The following is a 20692-nucleotide window of genomic DNA, read 5'->3' as shown; positions in this document are numbered from 1 at the left end:
TTGCGCCCAGGGCGATTCGTGGCAGCGTTCTGACAACGTCACGGCGGTCCGTGTCGCGAACAGCATGACAAAGCGGACAGGAAACGCGGAGTTCGCGACACGGAGCTGCCGTCCCCCGCACCCGATTCCCATCCATGGGAAGTCCGCCCCATCCTCGACCTTCTGGCTGCGTCGGCTTTTCACGAAATCGGCGCCGATATGGCCGGCGGGTCATCCCGGTGCGCGAGTTTCTCCGTCGGATGCGGTTGGCGTTCCCGCCCGTATGACGGTCGCAGGCTGTCCCCCGGGGAACGTCAGGCGATCTCCCTGGAATATCGCCGAGGTCACAGTCGGCGTACACACCGAGGTGGGTGGCACGTTCATGCCGGGGTCTTTCGTCGGGCTGTAGCGATCTCCCCGGTGCGGCCGTAGTGCGGACCGTTCGAGGACGGCGGCGGCTTCTTCGTCGGCTTTTGCGCGCGTGCCCGGGGAATGGCCGCCGGGGTGGCCTGGAGCGGTGGCCGGTTGGGGTAACCGATAGGTGTGTGTTTCGGGTGCCGAATGGCCGGGCAACTGCGGTTCCATCGGTACAGTCCGATTTGTGACTCCAACCGTCGACCGCCATCGGCGGACGACCGGAGACAGGTCACATGGCGGACGCACATCTTCACCACAGGTTACGGGTGCACGGTGTGAGGGTGCCGGCGGCGGGACCTTCGGCACCGGATCGGGCTGACGGTCGCGGGGCAGGACACCGACCGCACGACGGAGGGAGGGCGTGGTGCCGCCGAGGCCACTGCGTGCGGGAGACCCGGAGCGGGTCGCCCGGTTCGCGCTCTCCGCGCGCCTCGGCTCCGGCGGGATGGGCATCGTCTACCTCGGCGCCGACGACGCGACGGGCGAGTCGGTCGCGATCAAGGTGATCCGCTCGGACTTCGCCGCCGACCCCGAGTTCCGCACCCGCTTCCGCCGGGAGATCGCCGCCGCCCGCGCGGTCGGCGGTGCCTGCACCGCCCGGCTCGTCGACGCCGACCCCGAGGCCGAGGACCCGTGGATGGCCACGGAGCTGATCGCCGGCCACAGCCTCGCCGAGACGATCGCGACCCGCGGCGCGATGGACACCAACGTCGTCGTCGCCCTCGCCGCCGGCCTCGCGGAGGCGCTCACCGCCATCCACGGCGCCGGGATCGTCCACCGCGACCTCAAGCCCGGCAACGTCATCCTCAGCGGCGACGGACCCAAGGTGATCGACTTCGGGATCGCCGCCGCCGTCGACGCCACCGGCGCCACCCGTACCGGCGTGCTGCTCGGCAGCCCGGGCTACATGGCTCCCGAGCAGGTCACCGGGCAGGGCGAGGTCGGGCCGGCCGCGGACGTGTTCGCCTGGGGCCTCACCGTCCTGTTCGCCTCGACGGGCCGCCCGCCGTTCGGCACCGGCCGCGCCGACGCCCTGCTCTACCGGGTCGTGCACAGCGTGGCCGACACCGGCGACGTGCCCGGGCCGCTGCGCCCCACCGTCACCGCCGCGCTGGCCAAGCGACCCGAGGACCGGCCCAGCGCCGACCATCTGCTCCGCGAGCTGATCGGCCCGGCCGAGGACCTGGCGAGCGGCACCCGCCGGCTGCTGCGCGAGTCGTGGGTCGCCCCGCCGTTCGACCCGGCCGCCTTCGTCAACATCCCCACGTTCACCCCCACGCCCGGCTCCTCCCAGGCCGGCGACCGCCTGCGTGACATCGACTTCCATGACAGCCAGACGCTGGCGGGGCTGCCGCTGCCCCGGCCGTCGGTCAGCGTCGTCCCGTCCGCGCGGGGCGACGACCCCGCGCCACGGCCTCGGCCGGACGGCTGGCCGGGCCGGCGGGCCTCGCGCCGGCGGCGCTCCTGGGCGCCGAGCGGCTTCAACGCGCCGACCGGAACCTCCCCCGGGCAACCGGCCGAGCGGGTCCGGGCGACGCCCCCCGCGCGCCCGGCCGCGCCGGTGGCACCCCCGGCCCCGGTGGCCCCTGGCCTGTCGGCCTCGCCGGCCGGATGGCGCACGGGCACCGGCCGCCAGGCCACTCCACCGCCGGTCCCCGTGCGGCCCGCCGCCACCATGCGCACGCCGGCCTCGGCCATCCCCGCGCCGGCCTCCGCCGTGGCGCGCGAACACGCGCCGTCCTTGCTGGTGACGGCGGCTGACGCCGTGGGACGCACGTCGCTGCCGGTGTTGGCCGCGCAGGCGGGAGGCGGGGGCGGTCGGTTCGACGCCGAGGCGGCCGCCCTGCCGGCGCCGCGCGCTCCGCTGGCTCGGTCGGGCGCGCAGTCCGCGCTCCCCGCGCTCGCCGCTCCGGCCCCGCGCCAGGCCGCGGCGATGGCGACGGCAGAGTTTCCGGGAGTCGTTGACGTTCCGGGTGCCGTTGACGTTCCGGGTGCCGTTGGCGTCGCGGCCTGTGTCGGTGGCGCGCCGCCGGCGAGCGGGACGAGCGTCGACGGACGTGGCGACACCAGCGGCCTGCCCAGGCATGAAGCCTCCCGGCGGCGTAAGGGCGGGGCGGGCGGGCCTGACCGCGGGCGTGGCAACCGGGGGCCCGCGGGACACGGTCCTGCCGGCGACGGCGCCGACCGCGACGGCTCGGCCCGCGACGGCGCTGCTCGCGACGGCTCGGCCCGCGACGGCGCTGCCGGTGACGGCGCTGCTCGTGACGGCGCCGCAGGCGATGGCGTCGCTGGTGATGGGCTCGCCGGTGCGGGATCCGGCAGTGATTGGTCAGGCAGCGGTGGCTGGTCCGGCAGCGGCGAGTTCGCCGCGAGCGGTGGCGCTGGGGGTGGGGCGGGCGAGGCGGCGGGTACGCGGCGGGGCGGGCATCCGCGGCGCAACGCGTTCCTGGCCGCGCTCGCCGCGGCGATGGCGTGCCTCGCGGGGCTCGGTGCCGCCCACGCCGCGGATGACCCGGGGCCCCGCGAGGTCCGCCGGTCCGACTCGACGCCGATCGTCCAGGTCACCCCGGGTGCGGCGACCGCGCCCATGCCCTACCCGCGCAGCGGGACGCGCCTGGGCCGGCCCGGTACCCCGGCGACCGCGGCGGAGCGCGAGAACACGCAGCCGGCCGGATCGCTGCCGTCCCTGGACGCGGTGCCGGTCTTTCGCGGGGCGATCAGCCAGCTCGGTCCCGGCCGGGCGTTCGCCGAGTTCATCGCCGGCCACGGCGCCGCCGTCGTCCTGCTCGACCTGCTCGCCCCGGCGGACGGCAACGGCCAGGCGTTCTTCCCCGGCCCCGAACTCGGCGGCGACACCGTGCCGAACTTCACCCTGTACGGGACGTGCGACCGGCTCCCCTTCGGTCAGACGCCAGGCTCCGACCCCGCCCTGGGCTGCACCGGCACGACCTACCGGCTCGCCGGGATGGCCGGGCGCGGCGCCAGCTTCGACTACGCGCAGGGTTACTACCGGCTGCACGGCTACTTCCGCGTCCACGCCGCCGTGGCGGGTGCGGCGCGGCCGGGTCTGAGCGTCGTCACCCTCCAGGCGATCGACCCCCGCACCCTGCCGGCCTGACCGGCCCCGGCCGGGCTCCCCGTACCTGCGGGGGATTCGGCGGTCCTGACGGGGGGAGAACAGGTGAATCAGGCTCTCGGAGGGGGTGCGCGGTGTTCCAAATCCTCTGGATCATCCTGGCTGGTCTGGTGATCGGCGTGCTGGCCCGGCTCATCGTCCGCGGCCGGCAGGACATTCCGCTCTGGCTTACGGTCGTGATCGGTATCGTCGGGGCGCTGGTGGGCAACCTCATCGCGAGCGCGATCGGGGTCCGGCACACCGGCGGCGTCGACTGGATCCGCCACATCCTCCAGGTCGGCGTCGCCGTCGGGCTGGTCGCACTGGTCGCGCCGCTGTGGGCCGCCCGCGGTGGCAGCCGCAGCCACGGCCGCGACCGGCACACCGCCGGCCGGCTGTGACGCGCCGGCGGGGACCGATGCCCAGGCGGCCGCAGGCACGGTGCGGTTGATCGAGGCGCGCCTTGTCCACCGGGGCCCGGTGCCGGTAGGCGGGGCACAGTCCCGTCGGGGCCGTCGGCCGGGCTCCCTCGTGGCCACACGACGGCCGGCGGCCCCGACGCCACTGCACGCCACTCCAGGCCCTGCCACGCGAGGCCCTGCCACGCAGGCCACGAGACGCCGTTGGCGACGCGCCGACGACCTCAGTGGCTGCGGCGGACCCAGTCGTCGTAGTCGACGCCCTCCTCGCCGATCGTCGTGTCGTCACCGTGGCCGGTGTGCACGACGGTCTCGGACGGCAGGCCGAGCAGCTTCGCGCGGATCGAGCCGAGGATCGTCGGGAAGTCCGAGTACGAGCGGCCGGTGGCGCCCGGGCCGCCGCGGAAGAGCGTGTCGCCGCTGAACAGCACGGGGTCGCCGCCGAGGTGGCCGAACAGGCAGACGCCGCCGGGGGAGTGGCCGGGGGTGTGCAGCACCCGCAGCGAGCCGCCGCCGGGCAGGCCGATGAGCTGTCCGTCGGCGAGCGCGTGGTCGGGCTCGCGGCGCGGGTAGACCATCCGCCACAGCACCGCGTCGTCCGGGTGCAGCGCGATGGGCGCGCGGACCAGGTCGGCGAGTTCGGCGGCCGCGTTGATGTGGTCGTTGTGGCCGTGGGTGGCGATGATCACGGTCACCGTGCGGGTGCCGATGGCGGCGGCGATGACCGAAGGGTCGTGGGCCGCGTCGATGACGACGACCCGCTCGTCGTCGCCGACAAGCCAGACGTTGTTGTCGACGGTGAACGTCTGCCCGTCCAGCGTGAAGTCTCCGCGCGTGATGACCCGGTCCACCCGAACCCCCGCATACCCGGTCACGTCACCCGCTCCTCATCCGCGCGGGCCGGAATTCCGGTCGGCCGGCCCGCTGGTGGCGCGGGGAGCCGAGCCGACCAGCGCGCCGGCGGTCCCCGTCGGGACGACCGTATCGGTCGGTGGCGCCGCCGGCGGCGATGTCCCCGCCCGCGGGCCGCCGGCCGTCTTCCTGGGCGGGTGACGCGCACCCCGTCCGGGGTAGTCGCGCACCCGCCCGCGGGGGTGAGGGGACTACAGAACGACGACGCTGCGCAGCACCTCGCCGCGCTGCATCCGGGCGAAGGCCTCCTCGACGCCCTCGATCCCGATCGTCTCGGTGACGAACGCGTCGAGGTCGAGCTGGCCGCGGCGGTAGAGGTCGATGAGGATCGGGAAGTCCCGGCTCGGCAGGCAGTCGCCGTACCAGGACGACGACAGGTGGCCACCGCGGCCGAAGACCTCCAGCAGTGGCAGCTCCACGGTCATGGTCGGGTCGGGGACGCCGACGAGGACGAGCCGGCCGGCGAGATCGCGGGCGTCGAAGGCCTGCCGGTAGGTCTCCGGGCGGCCCACGGCCTCGATCACCACGTCGGCGCCGAAGCCGTCGGTGAGCTCGCGGATGGTCGCGACCGGGTCCACCGAACGGGCGTCCACGATGTCGGTGGCACCGAAGTGGCGAGCCCAGGCGAGCTTGCGCTCGTCGACGTCCACCGCGATGATCTTGCGTGCGCCGGCGATCGAGGCGCCGGCGACCGCCGCGTTCCCGACGCCGCCGCAGCCGATCACGGCCACCGTCTCCCCACGCGTGACGCGTCCCGTGTTGACCGCGGCGCCGAAGCCTGCCATCACCCCGCAGCCGATCAGACCCGCCGCCTCCGGTCGGGCCGCCGGGTCCACCGGCACGCACTGACCGGCCGCGACGAGCGTCAGCGGGCTGAACGCGCCGATGCCCAGCGCCGGCGACAGCGGGGTGCCGTCCGCGAGCGTCATCGGCTGGGTGGCGTTGCGCGAGTCGAAGCAGTACCAGGCCATCCCGCGCCGGCAGGCCCGGCAGGTACCACACGGTGCCCGCCAGGCCAGCACCACGTAGTCGCCGGGAGCGAGCCCGGTCACGCCCTCGCCGACCGACTCCACCGTGCCGGCGGCCTCGTGCCCGAGCAGGAACGGGTAGTCGTCGTTGATCGCGCCCTCGCGGTAGTGCAGATCCGTATGGCACACGCCACAGGCCCGCACCCGCACCCGCGCCTCACCCGGACCGGGATCCGGGACGATGACGCGCTCCAGCCCGACCGCCGCGCCCTTCTTCCGGGCCACCACCGCGTCCACCGTCTGTGCGCCCATTGGTCGAGATCCTCTCCTCGGAAAAGCCGTCGTGCGCGGCGATCGGCGGGCCGCACCGGGCGGCCGCGGCGCTGACCGCGCTGGTCGCAACGATCGTCATTGGTTACACCCGGTGCATGATTTCGCACCCCCGTCGATGTGCGCCAGCAGGCGCCGCCACGTCGTCCATGGCGCGACACGCCGCTTTGCGGCCACCCAGCGCCGCCGAGAACGGGTCGATGTCGGTACGCTCCTACCGGTCCGTTTCTGCTCTTTGTAGAGGGAGCAACCCCTCCGTGGTCCGTTTCGCCGACGCTGCCTCCGTCGATTCCCCGACCCGTCACGCCTATGGCGAGGTGACGGTCGGTGACCCCAAGCTGTCCGAGGACGGGCGGCTCGAAGCGGGGGGCGGGAGCGTCGACGAAGGGGTCGGTGAACCCGGCCCCACCGGTCGGCCGCTGCCATCCTTCCCGGTCCCCCCGCCGCTCACGTCGCACGGTCCGGCCTGGATCGTCGCCATGTGCAACCAGAAGGGAGGGGTCGGCAAGACCACCAGCACGATCAACCTGGGCGCCGCGCTCGCCGAGTACGGCCGCCGCGTGCTGCTCGTCGACTTCGACCCCCAGGGCGCGCTGTCGGTCGGCCTCGGCATCAACCCGATGCAGTTCGAGCTCACCGTGCACGACCTGCTCCTCGGTGGCGACTCCGACGTCCGCGACGTCATCGTCGAGACCCAGGTCGACGGACTCGACCTGCTGCCGAGCAACATCGACCTGTCGGCGGCCGAGGTCCTGCTGGTCACCGAGGTCGGCCGCGAGCACAGCCTCGCCCGCGCGCTCGCCCCCATCCTCGACGAGTACGACGTCATCCTCGTCGACTGCCAGCCCTCGCTCGGCCTGCTCACCGTCAACGCGCTGACCGCCGCGGACGCCGTCATCGTCCCGCTGGAATGCGAGTACTTCGCGCTGCGCGGGGTGGCGCTGCTGCTGCAGACCATCGACAAGGTCCGCGAGCGGCTCAACTCCCGCCTGGAGCTCGCCGGCATCCTCGCCACCATGTACGACGCGCGCACCCTGCACGCCCGCGAGGTGCTCGCCCGCGTCGTCGAGCGCTTCCCGGACGAGGTCTTCCACACGGTGATCAACCGGACGGTGCGCTTCCCGGAGACGACGGTGGCCGGCGAGCCGATCACCACGTACGCGCCCACCTCGGTCGGCGCCGCCGGCTACCGGCGCCTCGCCCGGGAGCTGATGGTCCGGCACAACGCGCCGCCGGCCGTCGGCTGAGCCCCCGGCACGTCGCGTGAGCACGTCGCACGGTGCCAGTCGTGTGAACCGCCCGGCACGTCGCCTGAGCACGTGGCGCGCCGCGCCGGCCGGGCCGCGACCACTCGGTTCGAACCATTCGGTGTGAAAAGGTGGCAACGTGCTGTTCCATCTCGCCGAGCCGGCGGTGCTGCTCGGGATCGTGGTCGCCTTCGTCCTCGGCGTGTTCGTCCACGACGCCGCCCAGGTGCTCGTCGCCCGGCTGGTGCGGGACCCGACGCCGCTGCGCAGCGGCCGGCTGACGACCGGCGTCAAGAACCGGCTGAGCCCCTTCAGCGGGCTGGCCGTCTTCATCGTCGGCTACGGCTGGGCCGAGTCGGTGCCGATGAACGACGTCTGGCGCAAGCGGCGCTTCCACGTCACCGCCGCGGTGCTCGCCGGGCCACTGGCCTACCTGCTGCTCGCGCTGGGCTCGCTGGCGCTGTTCCAGGTCGTCGGCGAGCCGGCGCGGATCTTCTTCGGTGACCGGGTCACCGACGCGACGCTCGCGGACAGCTTCGCCGCCCGGTTCACCCTGTGGCTCGCGGTCACCTTCGGCTCGATGTTCATCGTCAGCCTCATCCCCGTGCCGCCGACCGACGCCGGCCGGCTCGTCTTCCTGCTCGGCCCGACCACGCCCGGCTGGCGCAACGCCCACTACCGGCTCACTGAGGGCAACATCGGCCTGGTCATCCTGCTCGCGCTGCTGCTGCTGCCGGTGCTGTTCGCCGGCTTCCCGTCCGTCGTGGGTCAGCTTGTCGTCCCGCTGCTGCGCGGCCTCGCCTCGCTGATCGGGCTCACCCTGCCCGCCTGAGCGGATCATGCTGCCCGGGCGGGCGTAGCGTGGCGGGGTGACCAGGTCCCGAGCCGACGGCGCCACGGACGCCAACGCCATACCGCGCGCGCGCACGCCCGCCGAGGGCGCCGTGGCTGGGGAGGCGGCCTCGCCGACGGCGCGGGGCGGACGGACCGAGCCGTTCGTCGTCGAGCTCGCGAACTTCTCCGGCCCGTTCGACCTGCTGCTCTCGCTGATCGCCAAGCACCGGCTCGACGTCACCGAGGTGGCGCTCTCGCAGGTCACCGACGAGTTCGTCGCGCACATCCGCCGCCTCGGCGACCGGTTCGACCTCGGCCAGGCCACCGAGTTCCTGGTGATCGCGGCGACGCTGCTCGACCTGAAGGCCGCCCGGCTGCTGCCCGGGGCGCTGTCCGAGGACGAGTCGGAGGACCTCGCCCTGCTGGAGGCCCGCGACCTGCTGTTCGCCCGGCTGCTGCAGTACAGGGCGTACAAGGAGGCGTCCGCGCTGTTCGCGGGGCTGATGGCGTTGGAGGCCCGCCACACCCCCCGCGCGGTGCCGCTGGAGGCCCGCTACGCCGACGCGCTGCCCGAGGTGCAGATCGGCATCGGCCCCACCGAGCTCGCGGCGCTGGCCGCCCGGCTGCGTGAACCCCCGTTGCCGCCGCTGGTCGCCACCGACCACGTCCACCTGCCCCGCATCAGCGTCCGCGAGCACATGATCGCCATCATCGGGCTGCTGCGCGAGCTCGGCGCGGCGGACTTCCGCACCCTGTGCGCCGGCTGCCGCCAGACCATCGAGGTCGTCGCCCGCTTCCTCGCCCTGCTCGAGCTGTTCCGCGAGGGACGGGTGTCCTTCGACCAGGAGGTCCCGCTCGGAGAACTCACGGTGCGCTGGATCGCCGTCGACGACGAGGCCGGCGCGGACCTGCTCGCCGTCGGCCGCGGCCTGTACGGGGATGATCCGGGCGGCGACACCGACGTCGCCCACGAGGAGGCGTCGTGACCAACCCCGTCCAGGCCGAACCCGTCGCCCCCGAGTCCGAAGGGGGCGCCGACGAGGCGACGACGTCGCGAGGCCGCCGCACGGCCGGGCGCGCGCGGTCCGCTGACCGGCCGCCGCTCGCCGCGCTGCTGGAAGCGGTGCTCATGGTGGCCGAGCGGCCCGTCGGAGTGACGGAGCTCGCCACCGGCCTCGGCGCGTCCGCGCGGGAGATCGAGCGGGTACTGCCGGAGCTCGCCGAGACCTACGTCCGCGACGGCCGCGGCTTCCGGCTGCGCCATGTCGGCGCCGGCTGGCGCTTCTACACCGCCGACGAGTGCGCCCCCTGGGTGGAGGACTTCGTGCTCGCCGGGCAGAGCGCGCGCCTCACCCAGGCCGCCCTGGAGACCCTCGCCGTCGTCGCCTACCAGCAGCCTGTGAGCCGGGGGCGGATCTCCGCCGTGCGCGGAGTGTCCGCCGACGGCGTCATCCGCACGCTGACGGCCCGTAGGCTGGTAGATGAGGTCGGCCACGATCCGGACAGCGGCGCGATCCTCTACGGCACCACCGACTACTTCCTGGAACGGATGGGCCTGCGCAGCCTCGACGAGCTGCCCCCCCTGGCCCCCCTGCTCCCCGGACTCGACGACCTGGATGACATCGTTGCCCCGTGAACCACGTGACGCCCGCATGAACGCCCGCGTCCACCGCCAGACCTCCCGCGACGCCCGTCCAGGCTCCCGCGACGCCCGCCCCAACCCACGCGATGGCCGGGCAGCCGCCCGCGACGCCCGTCCCGACACGCGAGAGGGCCGTCCGCCCGCTCGTGATGGCCGTCCGCCGGCGCGTGACGTTCGTCCGCCGGCGCGTGATGGCCGTCCGCCGGCGCGTGATGCTCGTCCGCCGGCGCGTGATGGCCGTCCGCCGGCGCGTGATGCTCGTCCGCCGGCGCGTGATGGCCGTCCGCCGGCTCGTGATGGCCGTCCGCCGGCGCGTGACGGCCGTCCGCCGGCGCGTGACGTTCGTCCGCCGGCTCGTGATGGCCGTCCGCCGGCGCGTGATGCTCGTCCGCCGGCTCGTGATGGCCGTCCGCCGGCGCGTGATGCTCGTCCGCCGGCTCGTGATGGCCGTCCGCCGGCGCGTGATGCTCGTCCGCCGGCGCGTGATGGCCGCCCGAGTGAGCGTGCGGCCCGTTCGGACGCGGGCGGAGCCGGGGCCGCCGCGGAGGAGGGTGTCCGGCTGCAGAAGGTGCTCGCCGCGGCCGGGATCGGCTCGCGGCGGCGCGGCGAGGAGCTGATCGCCGAGGGGCGGGTCAGAGTCGACGGGGTGGTCGTGCGCGAGCAGGGCCGGCGCGTCAACCCGGAGACGGCCGTCATCGAGGTCGACGGCGAGCGCGTCGTCACCCGTACCGGCCTCGTCCACCTGGCGCTGAACAAGCCGCGCGGGGTGCTGTCGACGATGTCTGACGACCGCGGCCGCCCGTCCATCGCCGACCTGCTCACCGAGTTCGGCGCCGGCCTGTTCCACGTCGGCCGGCTCGACGCCGAGAGCGAGGGCCTGCTGCTCGTCACCAACGACGGCGAGCTCGCCCATCGGCTCACCCACCCGTCCTACGCGGTGCCGAAGACGTACCTGGTCGAGGTCTCCGGGCCGCTGCGCCGGGAGGTGCCCCGCCAGCTGCGCACCGGCGTCGAGCTCGAGGACGGGCGGGCCCAAGCCGACTCGGTGCGCGTCGTCGACCAGGCGAACGGCCGGGTCATGCTGGAGATCGTCATCCACGAGGGCCGCAACCGCATCGTGCGCCGCATGCTCGCCGAGGTCGGCTACCCGGTCCACCGGCTCGTGCGTGTCAGCCTCGGCGCCGTCGCCCTCGGCACCCTGCGCTCCGGCCGCGCCCGCCACCTCACCCGCCACGAGATCGGCGCCCTCTACCGCGACGTCGGCCTCTAAGTCGCGTCTCGAGTTGTGATCTCTCGGGTCTTCTTCGTGTGGACGCGTCCGCCCGCCGCCCGTCTATGGCGTCCCGACTCCACCCGTTCATGATCAACCTCGGTGTGGGTGGCGACCTGGAACGCCGAGGAGGCGGGGGACTTCCCGTGGAGGGGGAGTGGCCGCAGGGGAAGGCGGCGTGATGCCAATTTCCTGGCGTGTCGTGTCCGGTTTGTCCCTAGGTTTGTGGCAGGGAACGCCGTGACGGTGTCGGAACGCTGTCACCGACCGCCGCCGCGGACCGCCGCCACGAACGGCCTCGAACCGCTGGCGCGACAGCCCGACGCAAAGATCGCAACCCGAGGTACGGCCTGGTCGCGGCCCGAGTTGTCATCGTCACGGTGCTGTCGGCTCGCCAGCTGTGCAGCGTTCTGTCAGTGTCACGGCGGCCCGCGTCGCGTAATCGTGGCGAAACGGCCAGCAGTCCGCGAATTCGCGACACGGTGCCGCTGTCCGCCGCAGGTACTTCCCACCGGCGGGAAGCGTGCCCGATATGCGGCGTACGGTGAAGCGGGCGAGCCAAGTGGTCGCGAAGATCGCAACCCCACCTGCTACCTGGCACCTCCACCACGATCGTCCTCGGCGCGGGCCTGGTTCGGGGTGCCTCGGGACGAGACGCTCCTGACCGAGGCTGCCGCCATAGGCTGTCGTCTCATGGTCGAGACGGGCTGGGACGCTGATGCGCTGCCGACGCTGCGCCGCGTCGGGGTGGTCGGCACGGGGCTGATCGGGACCAGTGTGGGGCTGGCGCTGTCCGCCCGGGGGGTCGAGGTCCTGCTCCGCGACGCCGATGACGCGCAGGTCACACTCGCCGAGAAGATGGGCGCCGGGCGGCGCTGGGAGGCGGGGGAGCGGGTCGAGCACGCGGTGGTCGCGACACCGCTGCCGACGATCCCCCGCGAGGTCCGGGCACTGACCCGGGCAGGGATCGCCGACACCGTCAGCGACGCCGGCAGCGTCAAGGTGCGACCGCTGGTCGAGGGCGTGCAGCTCGGCTGCGACCTGTCGGTGTGGTGCCCGGCGCATCCGATCGCCGGGCGCGAGCGGCACGGCGCCGTGTCGGCCCGCGCCGACCTGTTCGCCGAGCGGGTGTGGGCCGTCTGCCCCGTCGCGCACACGGGGGACGCCGCCGTGCGCGCCACCGTGGCGCTCGCGCTGGCCTGCGGGGCGACACCGGTGCGCACGACGCCGCGCCGCCACGACGAGGCGATGGCGACTGTCTCGCACGTCCCGCAGCTGGTCGCGAGCGCGCTGGCGGGCACGCTCGGCGACCTGTCGGGCTCGGACGTGCCGCTGGCCGGGCAGGGGTTCCGGGACACGACCCGGCTCGCGGACAGCGACGCGGAGCTGTGGGCGGGGATCATCGAGGGCAACCGGGCGCCGATCGCCCGGCGGATGCGCGAGCTCGGCACGGCGCTGTCCGCCCTCGCCGACGTCCTGGACGCCGGCGGCGCCGACGAGGTCACCGCCGCGGTCACCCGGGTGATGCGCGATGGGCACGCGGGCCGGGCGCGGCTGCCGCGTAAGGTCGGCACGGCGACGCGGTCGTGGGGCTGGGTCGGCGTCGTGCTCGACGACCGGCCGGGCCAGCTCGCCGCGATCGTCGGGCTGATCAGCGCCTGGGACGTGAACATCGAGGACGTCGGCGCGTTCGAGCACAGCCTCGACCATCCCGCCGGGATCGTGGAGCTCGCCGTCGATCCGACGGTCGCCGACGACGTCGTCGATCGGTTGAACGCCACAGGATGGACGGCATATCGACGATCCTGACGCGGCACCGAGTAGCCTGATCCGGGGTCGCACCCGTCGGTCTCCGCCGTGGTGCGCCCGACGGGTTGACGCCGCCGGTCCGAGCTCAGGCCTGGTACGCGTGCCGGGGATCCGCCGACGATGCTGGTCGGCGGGGCCGCGGTCACCGGTCCGCGACCGCCCGCGTGGTGCCCCCGACCGGGGCCGACGCGGCGCGGAGCCGGGCCCGCGCGGCGTGGTCCGACCACTCTCACGTGTCCGGGACGGAGGAATCGGGTGGAGCCCGACCACGGGTCTGCGCTGTCGGCAGAGGGGATCGCCGCCGGCGGGGCGAAGGGAACGTCCGCGTCGTCGCACGCGGGCGGCGCTGGGTCCGGAGGCGGCGCGGCCGCGTACCCCCAGGTCACGGACGATGAGCCGGCCGAGGGAGCGGGGCTGGTCGTCGCGGTCGACGGCCCGGGCGGCTCGGGTAAGAGCACCGTCGCCCGCGAGCTCGCGCGCCGTCTCGGTCTGCGCTACCTCGACACCGGGGCGATGTACCGGGCCGTCACCCAGCTCGCGCTGGAGCGTCGCATCGACATCGAGGACCCGCAGGCGGTCGCCGAGCTCGCGGAACGGGCGGTGCTGTCGGTCGGCACCGACCCGGACGAGCCGACGATCGCCGTCGACGGGACCCGCGTCGACGCCGAGATCCGCACCCGGGCCGTCACCAACGCGGTCAGCGCGATCGCCGCGGTACCGTCCGTGCGCACTCGGCTCGTCGCCCAGCAGCGCCAGGTGATCGACGCCTCCCGCGCGGGCGGCGGCATCGTCGTCGAGGGCCGTGACATCGGCTCGGTCGTCGCCCCGGACGCGCAGGTCAAGGTGTTCCTGACCGCGTCGACGGAGGTGCGCGCCCTGCGCCGGTCCCGCCAGCTCGGCGAGAAGGGCGTCGACGACGTGGCCCGTACGTTGGCCGAGCTCGACCGGCGCGACGCGCTCGACAGCACTCGCGCCGCCGACCCGCTGGCCATCCCCGACGGGGCGATCGTGTTGGACTCGACGGCGATGGGCGTCCCCGAGGTGGTCGAGGAGGTCCTGCGCCACTGCGGGCAGCCGACCAACGTGGCGACATGACCACCCCCGAACCCGCGGCTCCCGAGGCGGCGGTTCAAGAGGCGGCGGTTCCCGAACTCGCGGCTTCTGAGCCGACGGCTGCCGTGGCGGAGGCTCCCCGAGCTGCGGCTCCTGAGCCGGCGGCACCTGAGCCGGCGGCACCTCAGGCTGCGACTCCCGAAGCGGCGGTTCCCGGGGCCGCGCCCGGGCGGGGAGCGTCGCTGCACCGGGGGGCGGAGTCGCCGGTCTACAACGACCTGCCGCACCGGGTGCTCAAGCCGGGCGTGCGCGCGACGATCAACAAGATGATCATGCGGGTGAGCCTGGAGGGCGTCGAGAACGTGCCCTTCGACGAGCCGTTGATCTTCGCCGGCAACCACAGCAGCTGGCTCGACGGCCCGCTCGTCGTCATCGAGGCGCCGCGCACCGTGCGCTGCCTGGTGAAGTCCGAGATGTACACGAAGATCGTCGGCCGGCTGCTGCTGATCAGCGGCCAGATCCCGATCGACCGCGGCCGCCCCGACCGCGAGGCCCTGCACACGGCGCTCGACGAGCTGTCCCGCGGCGGGGCGATCGGCGTGTTCCCCGAGGGCACCCGCGGCAGCGGCGAGATGGCGGCCGTCCAGCACGGCATCGCCTACCTCGCCGTGCACAGCCGCTGCCGGGTGCTGCCCGTGGCGTGCCTGGGCACCGGCAACGCGCTGCCGAAGGGCGCCCGCTGGCCGCGGCGCTCGGCCCCGGTCCGGGTGGTGTTCGGCAAGCCGTTCGAGGTGGACGTGCCGGCCAACCCACGCTCGCGCCGGGCGCTGGCCGCCGTCGCCGAGGACATCCGGGTCCGCCTCCTCGACCATCTGGAGACGGCCCGCGCCGCCCCCGGCGAGACCGCCGCGTAGGCACACGCCCGCGTGTGGACCCCCACGCGCGGCACCCCGGCCCGCGCGGCGGGCTGGCGGGGGTTCACAGGAGGCCGGCGGCCGTCCGCATGGTCGGCCGCCGGCCCGGTACCACCCGCGATCACCGTTGATCGTGGGCTCGAGACCACACGACAGGTATGGCAGTCATGGCAGGCAGGAACGGACGGAACGCGACGATGGACCTCGCCGACTCGGACGGCGCCCCCGCAGGCGACGGCACCCTCGGCGGCTGGGCGCCCGGGGACGGTGACCTCGGGGACGGCGGGCTCGGGGGCGGCGGGCTCGGGGATTGGGAGCCCGGCGACGACGTCCTGGGAGACGGCGGCTCGGACGAGGTCGGCGTGTCCGTCGGGCAGCCGGTCGTCGCGGTCGTCGGGCGGCCCAACGTCGGCAAGTCGACGCTGGTCAACCGTGTCCTCGGCCGCCGTGCCGCCGTCGTCGAGGACGTTCCCGGCGTCACCCGCGACCGGATCGCCTACGACGCGGTGTGGAGCGGGCGGCGTTTCACCCTCGTCGACACCGGCGGTTGGGAGCCGGACGCCGCGGGCCTGGCCGCCATGGTCTCCGAGCAGGCCCAGGCAGCGCTCGACACCGCCGATGCCGTGCTGTTCATCGTCGACGTCCTCACCGGCGCCACCGATGCCGACGAGGCCGTCGCCCGGGTCCTGCACCGCAGCGGCCTGCCGGTGATCCTCGTCGCGAACAAGGTGGACGACGCCCGCTCCGAGGCGGACGCGGCGGCGCTGTGGAGCCTCGGCCTCGGCGAGCCGCACCCGGTCTCCGCCCTGCACGGCCGGGGCAGCGGCGACCTGCTCGACGCGGTGCTCGCGGTGCTGCCCGAGGCGCCCCGCGAGCGGTTCGGCGCCGACACCGGCGGCCCGCGCCGGGTGGCGCTGATCGGGCGGCCCAACGTCGGCAAGTCCAGCCTGCTCAACAAGATCGCCGGCAGCCGCCGCTCCCTCGTGCACGACGAGGCCGGCACCACCCGCGACCCGGTGGACGAACTGGTCACCGTCGGCGGCGAGGAGTGGATGTTCATCGACACGGCGGGCCTGCGCCGCCGGGTCCGCGAGGCGTCCGGCGCCGAGTACTACTCGTCGCTGCGCACCGCCACCGCGCTGGAGGCCGCCGAGGTCGCCATCGTCCTGCTCGACGCCGGCGAGCCGCTCACCGAGCAGGACCAGCGGGTGATCTCGATGGTCGTCGAGGCGGGCCGGGCGCTCGTCCTCGCGTTCAACAAGTGGGACCTCGTCGACGAGGACCGCCGTCTCACCCTCGAACGTGAGATCGTCCGCGATCTCGGCCGCGTCGCCTGGGCGCCGAGGGTGAACGTCTCCGCCCGCACCGGCCGGGCCACGGACCGCCTCGCCCCCGCGCTGCGCACCTCGCTGGAGTCGTGGGGCACGCGCATCCCGACCGGCCGGCTCAACACCTGGCTCGGCGAGGTCGTCTCCGCCACCCCGCCGCCCGCCCGCGGTGGCAAGGTGCCGAAGGTCCTGTTCGCCACCCAGGCCGGCGTACGCCCGCCCCGGTTCGTGGTGTTCACCACCGGCTTCCTGGAGCCCGGCTACCGCCGTTTCCTCGAACGCCGTCTGCGCGAGGACTTCGGCTTCACCGGCTCCCCGATCTCCATCTCCGTCCGCGTCCGCGAACGCGGCGAGCGCCCCCGCCCCTGACGGTCTCCCTCTGCTGGGCGCGAGCTGCCGGATTCCAGCAGTGGCCTGGTAATGGTCCACCACGTCGCCGGCCGCATGACTGCGGCTACCGTTTTTCTGGACCGCATGAGTTGCGGCCGGCTGACGTGACGGAATTGGGGTCGAGCGGCCACGGGGCCCGTTGCCGCCCGGCCCGAGGCAGGTCGGGCAGCAACGGGGTCATGACCAGGGCTTGCCGCGCCGCGGGGCTGTCCTGGTTGGTGCGAGGCGGCTCAACGCACGCTCAACTCCTGGTGCGGCTCACCGGTGGTACGGATTGCCGAAATGCAGGTCGCTGTGGTGCGGGTCATTGCGGTAGACGTCGTCGTGGTAGGGCGGACGGGGCTTGTTCGGCCCGCGCTTCCACCACGGCGCCGGCGGGGGCGGCGGCTGGTAGCGGCTTTGGTTGTGGTGCCAGTTATGCACCGGAACCGGCCGAGGCGGCGGTGCGGAATGCCCCGCCAGTGCCGCCGTGGGCGCCGCTATCACGCCGGCGGCGGCCAAGCTCGCCGAACACAGCCCTACTCGCCATCGTCGCCTGGACATATCTGCTCCTCCTGAGTCGCAGTACGGTCGCGCGAAGGTGACGGTACGCTCACGGGCCGTGGCGCCGAGGAATGCCGTTCCTGTGAAAATCACGTGTCGCGGCCCGTCCCGAAGCTGTTCCGGTCTCGTTCACGTGTCGCGGCATGTTCGCCGCGACGCGCCCAGTGTCCGCTCGGCTACTGCGGCGACCACCTCGCCGCTCAGCCATGACCACCGCCACGGGCTGACACTCCAGATCCAGGAGGCGCTGGCAACGGCTGCGGCGAGGTCTTGCTGGATCCTGACGGATCGCGCTCCAGGTGTTGAGAGAGAATCTTCCTGCGCACCTCGGCGCGCTGGTGCGGGGTGAGCGTGGACGAGGTGATGACGAGCGTTACTTCCGCGCCGTCGGGCAGGCGCAAGGTCCGGGCGTAGCCGTCGCGGCCGGGCGGTAGGTCGGCTTCATGCCACACCCTCTCCGCCGGGCCGCGGAGAACCTTGCCGCGGAGGACGAGACCCTCGACCCGGAACGGTTCGGGCGCTGTGAGGGCTACGCCGAAGCCCTCGACTGGGTCCTCAGCCTCATGCACGACGGGCTGCTGGTCAGCGTCCCCGGGACTCCAGCCAGCTGTCCATCATCTGCTGTAGCACGGCCGCCAGCTTGCCTCGTTCCTCCGGGCTCATCTGCGGTGCGGTCGCCTGGACTCGGCCGGAGATCAGAAACCACTCTTCCAGGGTGACGGTGCCTGGCGGGGCGTCGAGCTGGATGACGACCTGCGTCGGGCCACCCTCCGAGGGGATCGGGTCGACTCCGTTCCTGGCGAGCTTCTCCGCGGACCCGCGGACCCACTGGACCGCATCATCGAGATCGACCAGCTCCGGCGACGTCGGAAGCTCGTCCAGGCCGTCGTCGAGCTTCGCCCACACACCCGGTTCGATCTGCTTGGCCGGATCCCAGCCGCGGTCCGCGCACCGAATCTCCACCGCACGTCGGAGACGGGCGACCAGTTCCTCCAGGCCGACCGGTCGTTCGCCGCGCAACGCCACCGCCTCCGCGGACCCCTCGACCCATCGCATCCGCTCATCGGTCTTCGGCAGGGTGGACAGCAGCACGGGCTTTTCGTCCCGCAGGTCGTAGTACGACGCGGCGCTGAACCGCCGGCCGATCGCCCAGCCCTTCGCCGTCTGGCGGGTCTTCACAGCAGCGAACAGCCGGCCCGACTGCTGCGGGGTCAAGGTCGCGCGTCCCGCGCCGTCGCGGGCGGGAGCCTGCTCGTCCTCTGCTTCCACATCCATGGGTGCAGCTTGACAGATCATTGCGGCGTGTCACGGGACGAAACCCGCTGCGCAGATCGGGACAGCGTGAACGTGAGCCACCCGGCGCGCCGGCTGATCGTCCAGCGGGTCAGGAGGGCTGGAAGATCGCATACGCCGAGTAGCTGCCGGCCGCGATGTCCTGCACGTCTCTCGGTCCGGGGACCTGCCGGGGCCGGAACAGGTTCGCCGGCCGGTGGGCGGGTGGCTGGTCGATCCCGAGCTGCCCGTGGGCGTTGCTGCCCCAGGCCCAGATCACGCGGTTGCCGTAGGCCCCCGGTTCCGGGCCGTCCTGGCGCAGCGCGTAGCCGGCCTCGCCGCCCGCGGCTATCGCGGTGACGGCGGTCAGGCCGGGCACGGGCCTGGCGACCGGGCTGTCCGCCGGGGAACCGTTGCCGAGCTGGCCCAGGTCGCCCCGGCCCCAGGCGGCCACGGTGCCGTCGCCGAGCAGTGCGTAGGCGAAGTCGCCGCCGCCGGTGACCGTGCGGACCGTGGACAGCGGGGTCCGGGACGGTCCGACCACGGGAACGGGGGTCGTCCGGTTCGTGTGGCCGCCGTCGCCGAGCTGGCCGTGCCAGTCTGCTCCCCAGGCTCGCACCGTGCCGTCGGTGCGTAGCGCGTAGCCGGCCCACCGGCCGCCGCTGATCGCGGTGACGCCGGTCAGCCCGGCCACCTGGACCGGGGTCGCGGTGCTCGTGGTGGTGCCGTCGCCGAGCTGGCCGTAGGCGTTGTCGCCCCAGGCCCACACCGTGCCGTCGGAGCGACGCGCGTACCCGGCCGCACCGCCGCCGGCGATCGCGGTGACGCCGGTCAGCCCGCGGACCTGCACCGGGACGGGGCTGTCGGTCCGGGCGCCGTTGCCGAGCTGGCCCGAGCCACCCCGTCCCCAGGCCCAGACGGTGCCGTCCGAGCGCAGGGCGTAGGCGGTGGCGCCGCCGCCGGCGACCTGCCCTACCTCGTCCAGCCCCGGTACCAGCACTGGTAGCGGGCGGTCGGTGGTGGTGCCGTCGCCGAGCTGGCCGGAGTCGTTGCGGCCCCAGGCCCAGACGCGGCCGGGGTTGTAGAGCGTGAGGGCGTAGGCGGAGAGTCCGCCCGCGGAGATCTGGCTCGCGTACCAGATCACGGACACCGGGCCGAAGACGTGCCCGGTTTTCGGGGCCCGGCCGTTGCCCAGCTGCCCGTAGGCGTTGCTCCCCGCGGCGATGACCTGCCTGGGTGGGTACGCCTTCGCCGGGCCTGCCGGCAGTCCGACCGACGTCGCCACCGCGAGCAGGACCACCACCGCCCTGGCCGCCCAGTCCTTCCTGCGTCGCGAGTCTTCGCCTTCTCTGGTCCCGCGCCGTAGGCATCCGTACCGCATGCCGGCCTCCCGTGCGTTGACCCCGTCACCTACCTTGTGCGGACGGTAGCGGCGCATCGGGACTCAGCGTCGCCAGACGTGAACTATCCGTGCCAGAATGTCACGGGAAGACCACGGCCGGCGGCCCACCGGACGCCCCCTCGCCGAGCGTTGGTCAGCCTCCGCCGAGTTGTGCGGCGAGGGCCGCCGCCGACGTCTTTGGCCTGGTCGACTCCGGCTTGCGGTCGGAGCCGTCAGCTTTCGGTCGCGGTGGCGACTTCGGGCCGGCGAACAGCTCCGGGTAGTCGGTCTTGATCGACGCCACCTGATCGGCGAGGCCGGTGATCGTCCCGTCGTCGGTGACCTCGACCTCGGCGAGGTTCACGAGCCGCAACAGGCGGGCGAGCTTCTTCGGGTCGGCTTCGCCGTCCTTGTCGAAGACCTCGGCTTTGGCTCCGATGAACGCCGCGGAGGCTTCGGACCGGACGACAAGCGGCTTGTACCGCGCGTCGGCCGTCTGCGTCGCCAGCTCCCGCGCCTCCCGGACCGCGGTTTCCGCGGCGGTCTCCCCGTCCTTCGCCGCCTTCGCCGCGTCCGCTCTGAGCTGGCGGCCTTCCAACCGGTGTGGCGGTCGGCGCGGCTAGGCCCTCGACGTGCCGGGCGTAGGTGAGGAGGCCAGGTAGACCGTCGAGGGTGACGGTGTCGAGAAGGTCATTGTTGGCGTCGGGGCCCCAGCCCTGCGGGGTTTTGCTCTCGTCGTACTCGCCGGAGTAGTCCATACCCGCTCTCCATCGACAGTGCTTCATGGTGTCCTTGACGACAGTCTTGCACTATTAGCGATACGAAGCGATATGGCGCCGAGCGAGCTGGCCGACATCCACCCAACTGGC

General features: G+C 73.7%; 17 protein-coding genes. 11 read left to right on the top strand and 6 right to left on the bottom strand.

Annotated elements, in window-relative coordinates; all coding sequences use genetic code 11:
- The first annotated feature begins 760 nt into the window (after positions 1 to 760).
- Entirely contained in the window at positions 761 to 3514 is a 2754-nt protein-coding gene (locus AC6EXY_RS10750) for a serine/threonine-protein kinase (RefSeq protein WP_499817807.1), read from the top strand.
- Between the two features lie 92 nt (positions 3515 to 3606).
- Positions 3607 to 3912, top strand: a complete 306-nt coding sequence (locus AC6EXY_RS10745) for a GlsB/YeaQ/YmgE family stress response membrane protein (RefSeq protein WP_101832180.1) — start codon at positions 3607 to 3609, stop codon at positions 3910 to 3912.
- A 242-nt stretch (positions 3913 to 4154) separates the two neighbouring features.
- On the opposite strand, the gene AC6EXY_RS10740 is transcribed toward AC6EXY_RS10745, so the two are convergent.
- Both AC6EXY_RS10740 and AC6EXY_RS10735 read right to left on the bottom strand, forming a co-directional pair.
- A complete protein-coding gene (locus AC6EXY_RS10740) occupies positions 4155 to 4805 on the bottom strand; it encodes an MBL fold metallo-hydrolase (protein ID WP_101832179.1) in 651 nt (216 codons plus the stop codon).
- Between the two features lie 228 nt (positions 4806 to 5033).
- Complete coding sequence (locus AC6EXY_RS10735; protein WP_499817808.1) at positions 5034 to 6122, bottom strand: S-(hydroxymethyl)mycothiol dehydrogenase; 1089 nt, start codon at positions 6120 to 6122, stop codon at positions 5034 to 5036.
- 275 nt (positions 6123 to 6397) lie between these two features.
- On the opposite strand from AC6EXY_RS10735, the gene AC6EXY_RS10730 reads away from it, so the two are divergent.
- From AC6EXY_RS10730 to der, 9 genes are all read left to right on the top strand, one after another.
- Positions 6398 to 7387: a ParA family protein gene (locus AC6EXY_RS10730; RefSeq protein ID WP_101832177.1), complete on the top strand. Its 990-nt coding sequence runs from the start codon at positions 6398 to 6400 to the stop codon at positions 7385 to 7387.
- 139 nt (positions 7388 to 7526) lie between these two features.
- Positions 7527 to 8219 carry a zinc metalloprotease gene (locus tag AC6EXY_RS10725; protein WP_101832176.1) on the top strand — a complete coding sequence of 231 codons (693 nt, stop codon included), beginning with the start codon at positions 7527 to 7529 and terminating at the stop codon, positions 8217 to 8219.
- Between the two features lie 37 nt (positions 8220 to 8256).
- Positions 8257 to 9207: a segregation and condensation protein A gene (locus tag AC6EXY_RS10720; protein WP_423748081.1), complete on the top strand. Its 951-nt coding sequence runs from the start codon at positions 8257 to 8259 to the stop codon at positions 9205 to 9207.
- Positions 9204 to 9857: an SMC-Scp complex subunit ScpB gene (scpB, locus tag AC6EXY_RS10715; protein ID WP_499817809.1), complete on the top strand. Its 654-nt coding sequence runs from the start codon at positions 9204 to 9206 to the stop codon at positions 9855 to 9857. The genes AC6EXY_RS10720 and scpB overlap by 4 nt, the downstream gene beginning before the upstream one ends.
- Before the next feature lie 565 nt (positions 9858 to 10422).
- On the top strand, positions 10423 to 11133 hold the full coding sequence (locus tag AC6EXY_RS10710) for a pseudouridine synthase (RefSeq protein WP_101832181.1): 711 nt from the start codon (positions 10423 to 10425) through the stop codon (positions 11131 to 11133).
- A gap of 693 nt (positions 11134 to 11826) precedes the next feature.
- Positions 11827 to 12942, top strand: a complete 1116-nt coding sequence (locus AC6EXY_RS10705) for a prephenate dehydrogenase (protein ID WP_101833260.1) — start codon at positions 11827 to 11829, stop codon at positions 12940 to 12942.
- A 255-nt stretch (positions 12943 to 13197) separates the two neighbouring features.
- Positions 13198 to 14037, top strand: a complete 840-nt coding sequence (cmk, locus tag AC6EXY_RS10700) for a (d)CMP kinase (RefSeq protein WP_207770435.1) — start codon at positions 13198 to 13200, stop codon at positions 14035 to 14037.
- A complete protein-coding gene (locus tag AC6EXY_RS10695; protein WP_243407807.1) occupies positions 14034 to 14909 on the top strand; it encodes a lysophospholipid acyltransferase family protein in 876 nt (291 codons plus the stop codon). The genes cmk and AC6EXY_RS10695 overlap by 4 nt, the downstream gene beginning before the upstream one ends.
- Before the next feature lie 158 nt (positions 14910 to 15067).
- Positions 15068 to 16606, top strand: coding sequence for a ribosome biogenesis GTPase Der (gene der / locus AC6EXY_RS10690; protein WP_499817810.1), 1539 nt, complete (start codon positions 15068 to 15070; stop codon positions 16604 to 16606).
- Positions 16607 to 17370: 764 nt separating this feature from the next.
- Here der and AC6EXY_RS10685 read toward each other — a convergent pair.
- The 4 genes from AC6EXY_RS10685 to AC6EXY_RS10670 all read right to left on the bottom strand — a co-directional run bounded on the left by AC6EXY_RS10685 (position 17371) and on the right by AC6EXY_RS10670 (position 20421).
- On the bottom strand, positions 17371 to 17739 hold the full coding sequence (locus AC6EXY_RS10685; protein ID WP_133150536.1) for a hypothetical protein: 369 nt from the start codon (positions 17737 to 17739) through the stop codon (positions 17371 to 17373).
- 13 nt (positions 17740 to 17752) lie between these two features.
- Positions 17753 to 18445 carry a hypothetical protein gene (locus tag AC6EXY_RS10680; protein WP_101829706.1) on the bottom strand — a complete coding sequence of 231 codons (693 nt, stop codon included), beginning with the start codon at positions 18443 to 18445 and terminating at the stop codon, positions 17753 to 17755.
- 109 nt (positions 18446 to 18554) lie between these two features.
- Positions 18555 to 19745 (bottom strand): RCC1 domain-containing protein, encoded by a 1191-nt coding sequence (locus AC6EXY_RS10675; protein WP_165818184.1) that lies wholly within the window; start codon positions 19743 to 19745, stop codon positions 18555 to 18557.
- A 232-nt stretch (positions 19746 to 19977) separates the two neighbouring features.
- The gene (locus tag AC6EXY_RS10670; RefSeq protein ID WP_101829708.1) at positions 19978 to 20421 is read right to left on the bottom strand and encodes a phage scaffolding protein; all 444 of its coding nucleotides are present in this window, start codon (positions 20419 to 20421) and stop codon (positions 19978 to 19980) included.
- Between the last annotated feature and the right edge of the window lie 271 nt (positions 20422 to 20692).

The organism is Frankia sp. RB5, assembly GCF_059816245.1.
This window is presented reverse-complemented; position numbering and strand designations above follow the sequence as displayed.

Coding starts and splice junctions, on each gene's coding strand:
- AC6EXY_RS10735 (WP_499817808.1), bottom strand. CDS start 6,122: ATGGGCGCACAGACGGTGGACGCGGTGGTGGCCCGGAAGAAGGGCGCG.
- AC6EXY_RS10705 (WP_101833260.1), top strand. CDS start 11,827: ATGGTCGAGACGGGCTGGGACGCTGATGCGCTGCCGACGCTGCGCCGC.
- AC6EXY_RS10695 (WP_243407807.1), top strand. CDS start 14,034: ATGACCACCCCCGAACCCGCGGCTCCCGAGGCGGCGGTTCAAGAGGCG.
- der (WP_499817810.1), top strand. CDS start 15,068: ATGGCAGTCATGGCAGGCAGGAACGGACGGAACGCGACGATGGACCTC.
- AC6EXY_RS10680 (WP_101829706.1), bottom strand. CDS start 18,445: ATGGATGTGGAAGCAGAGGACGAGCAGGCTCCCGCCCGCGACGGCGCG.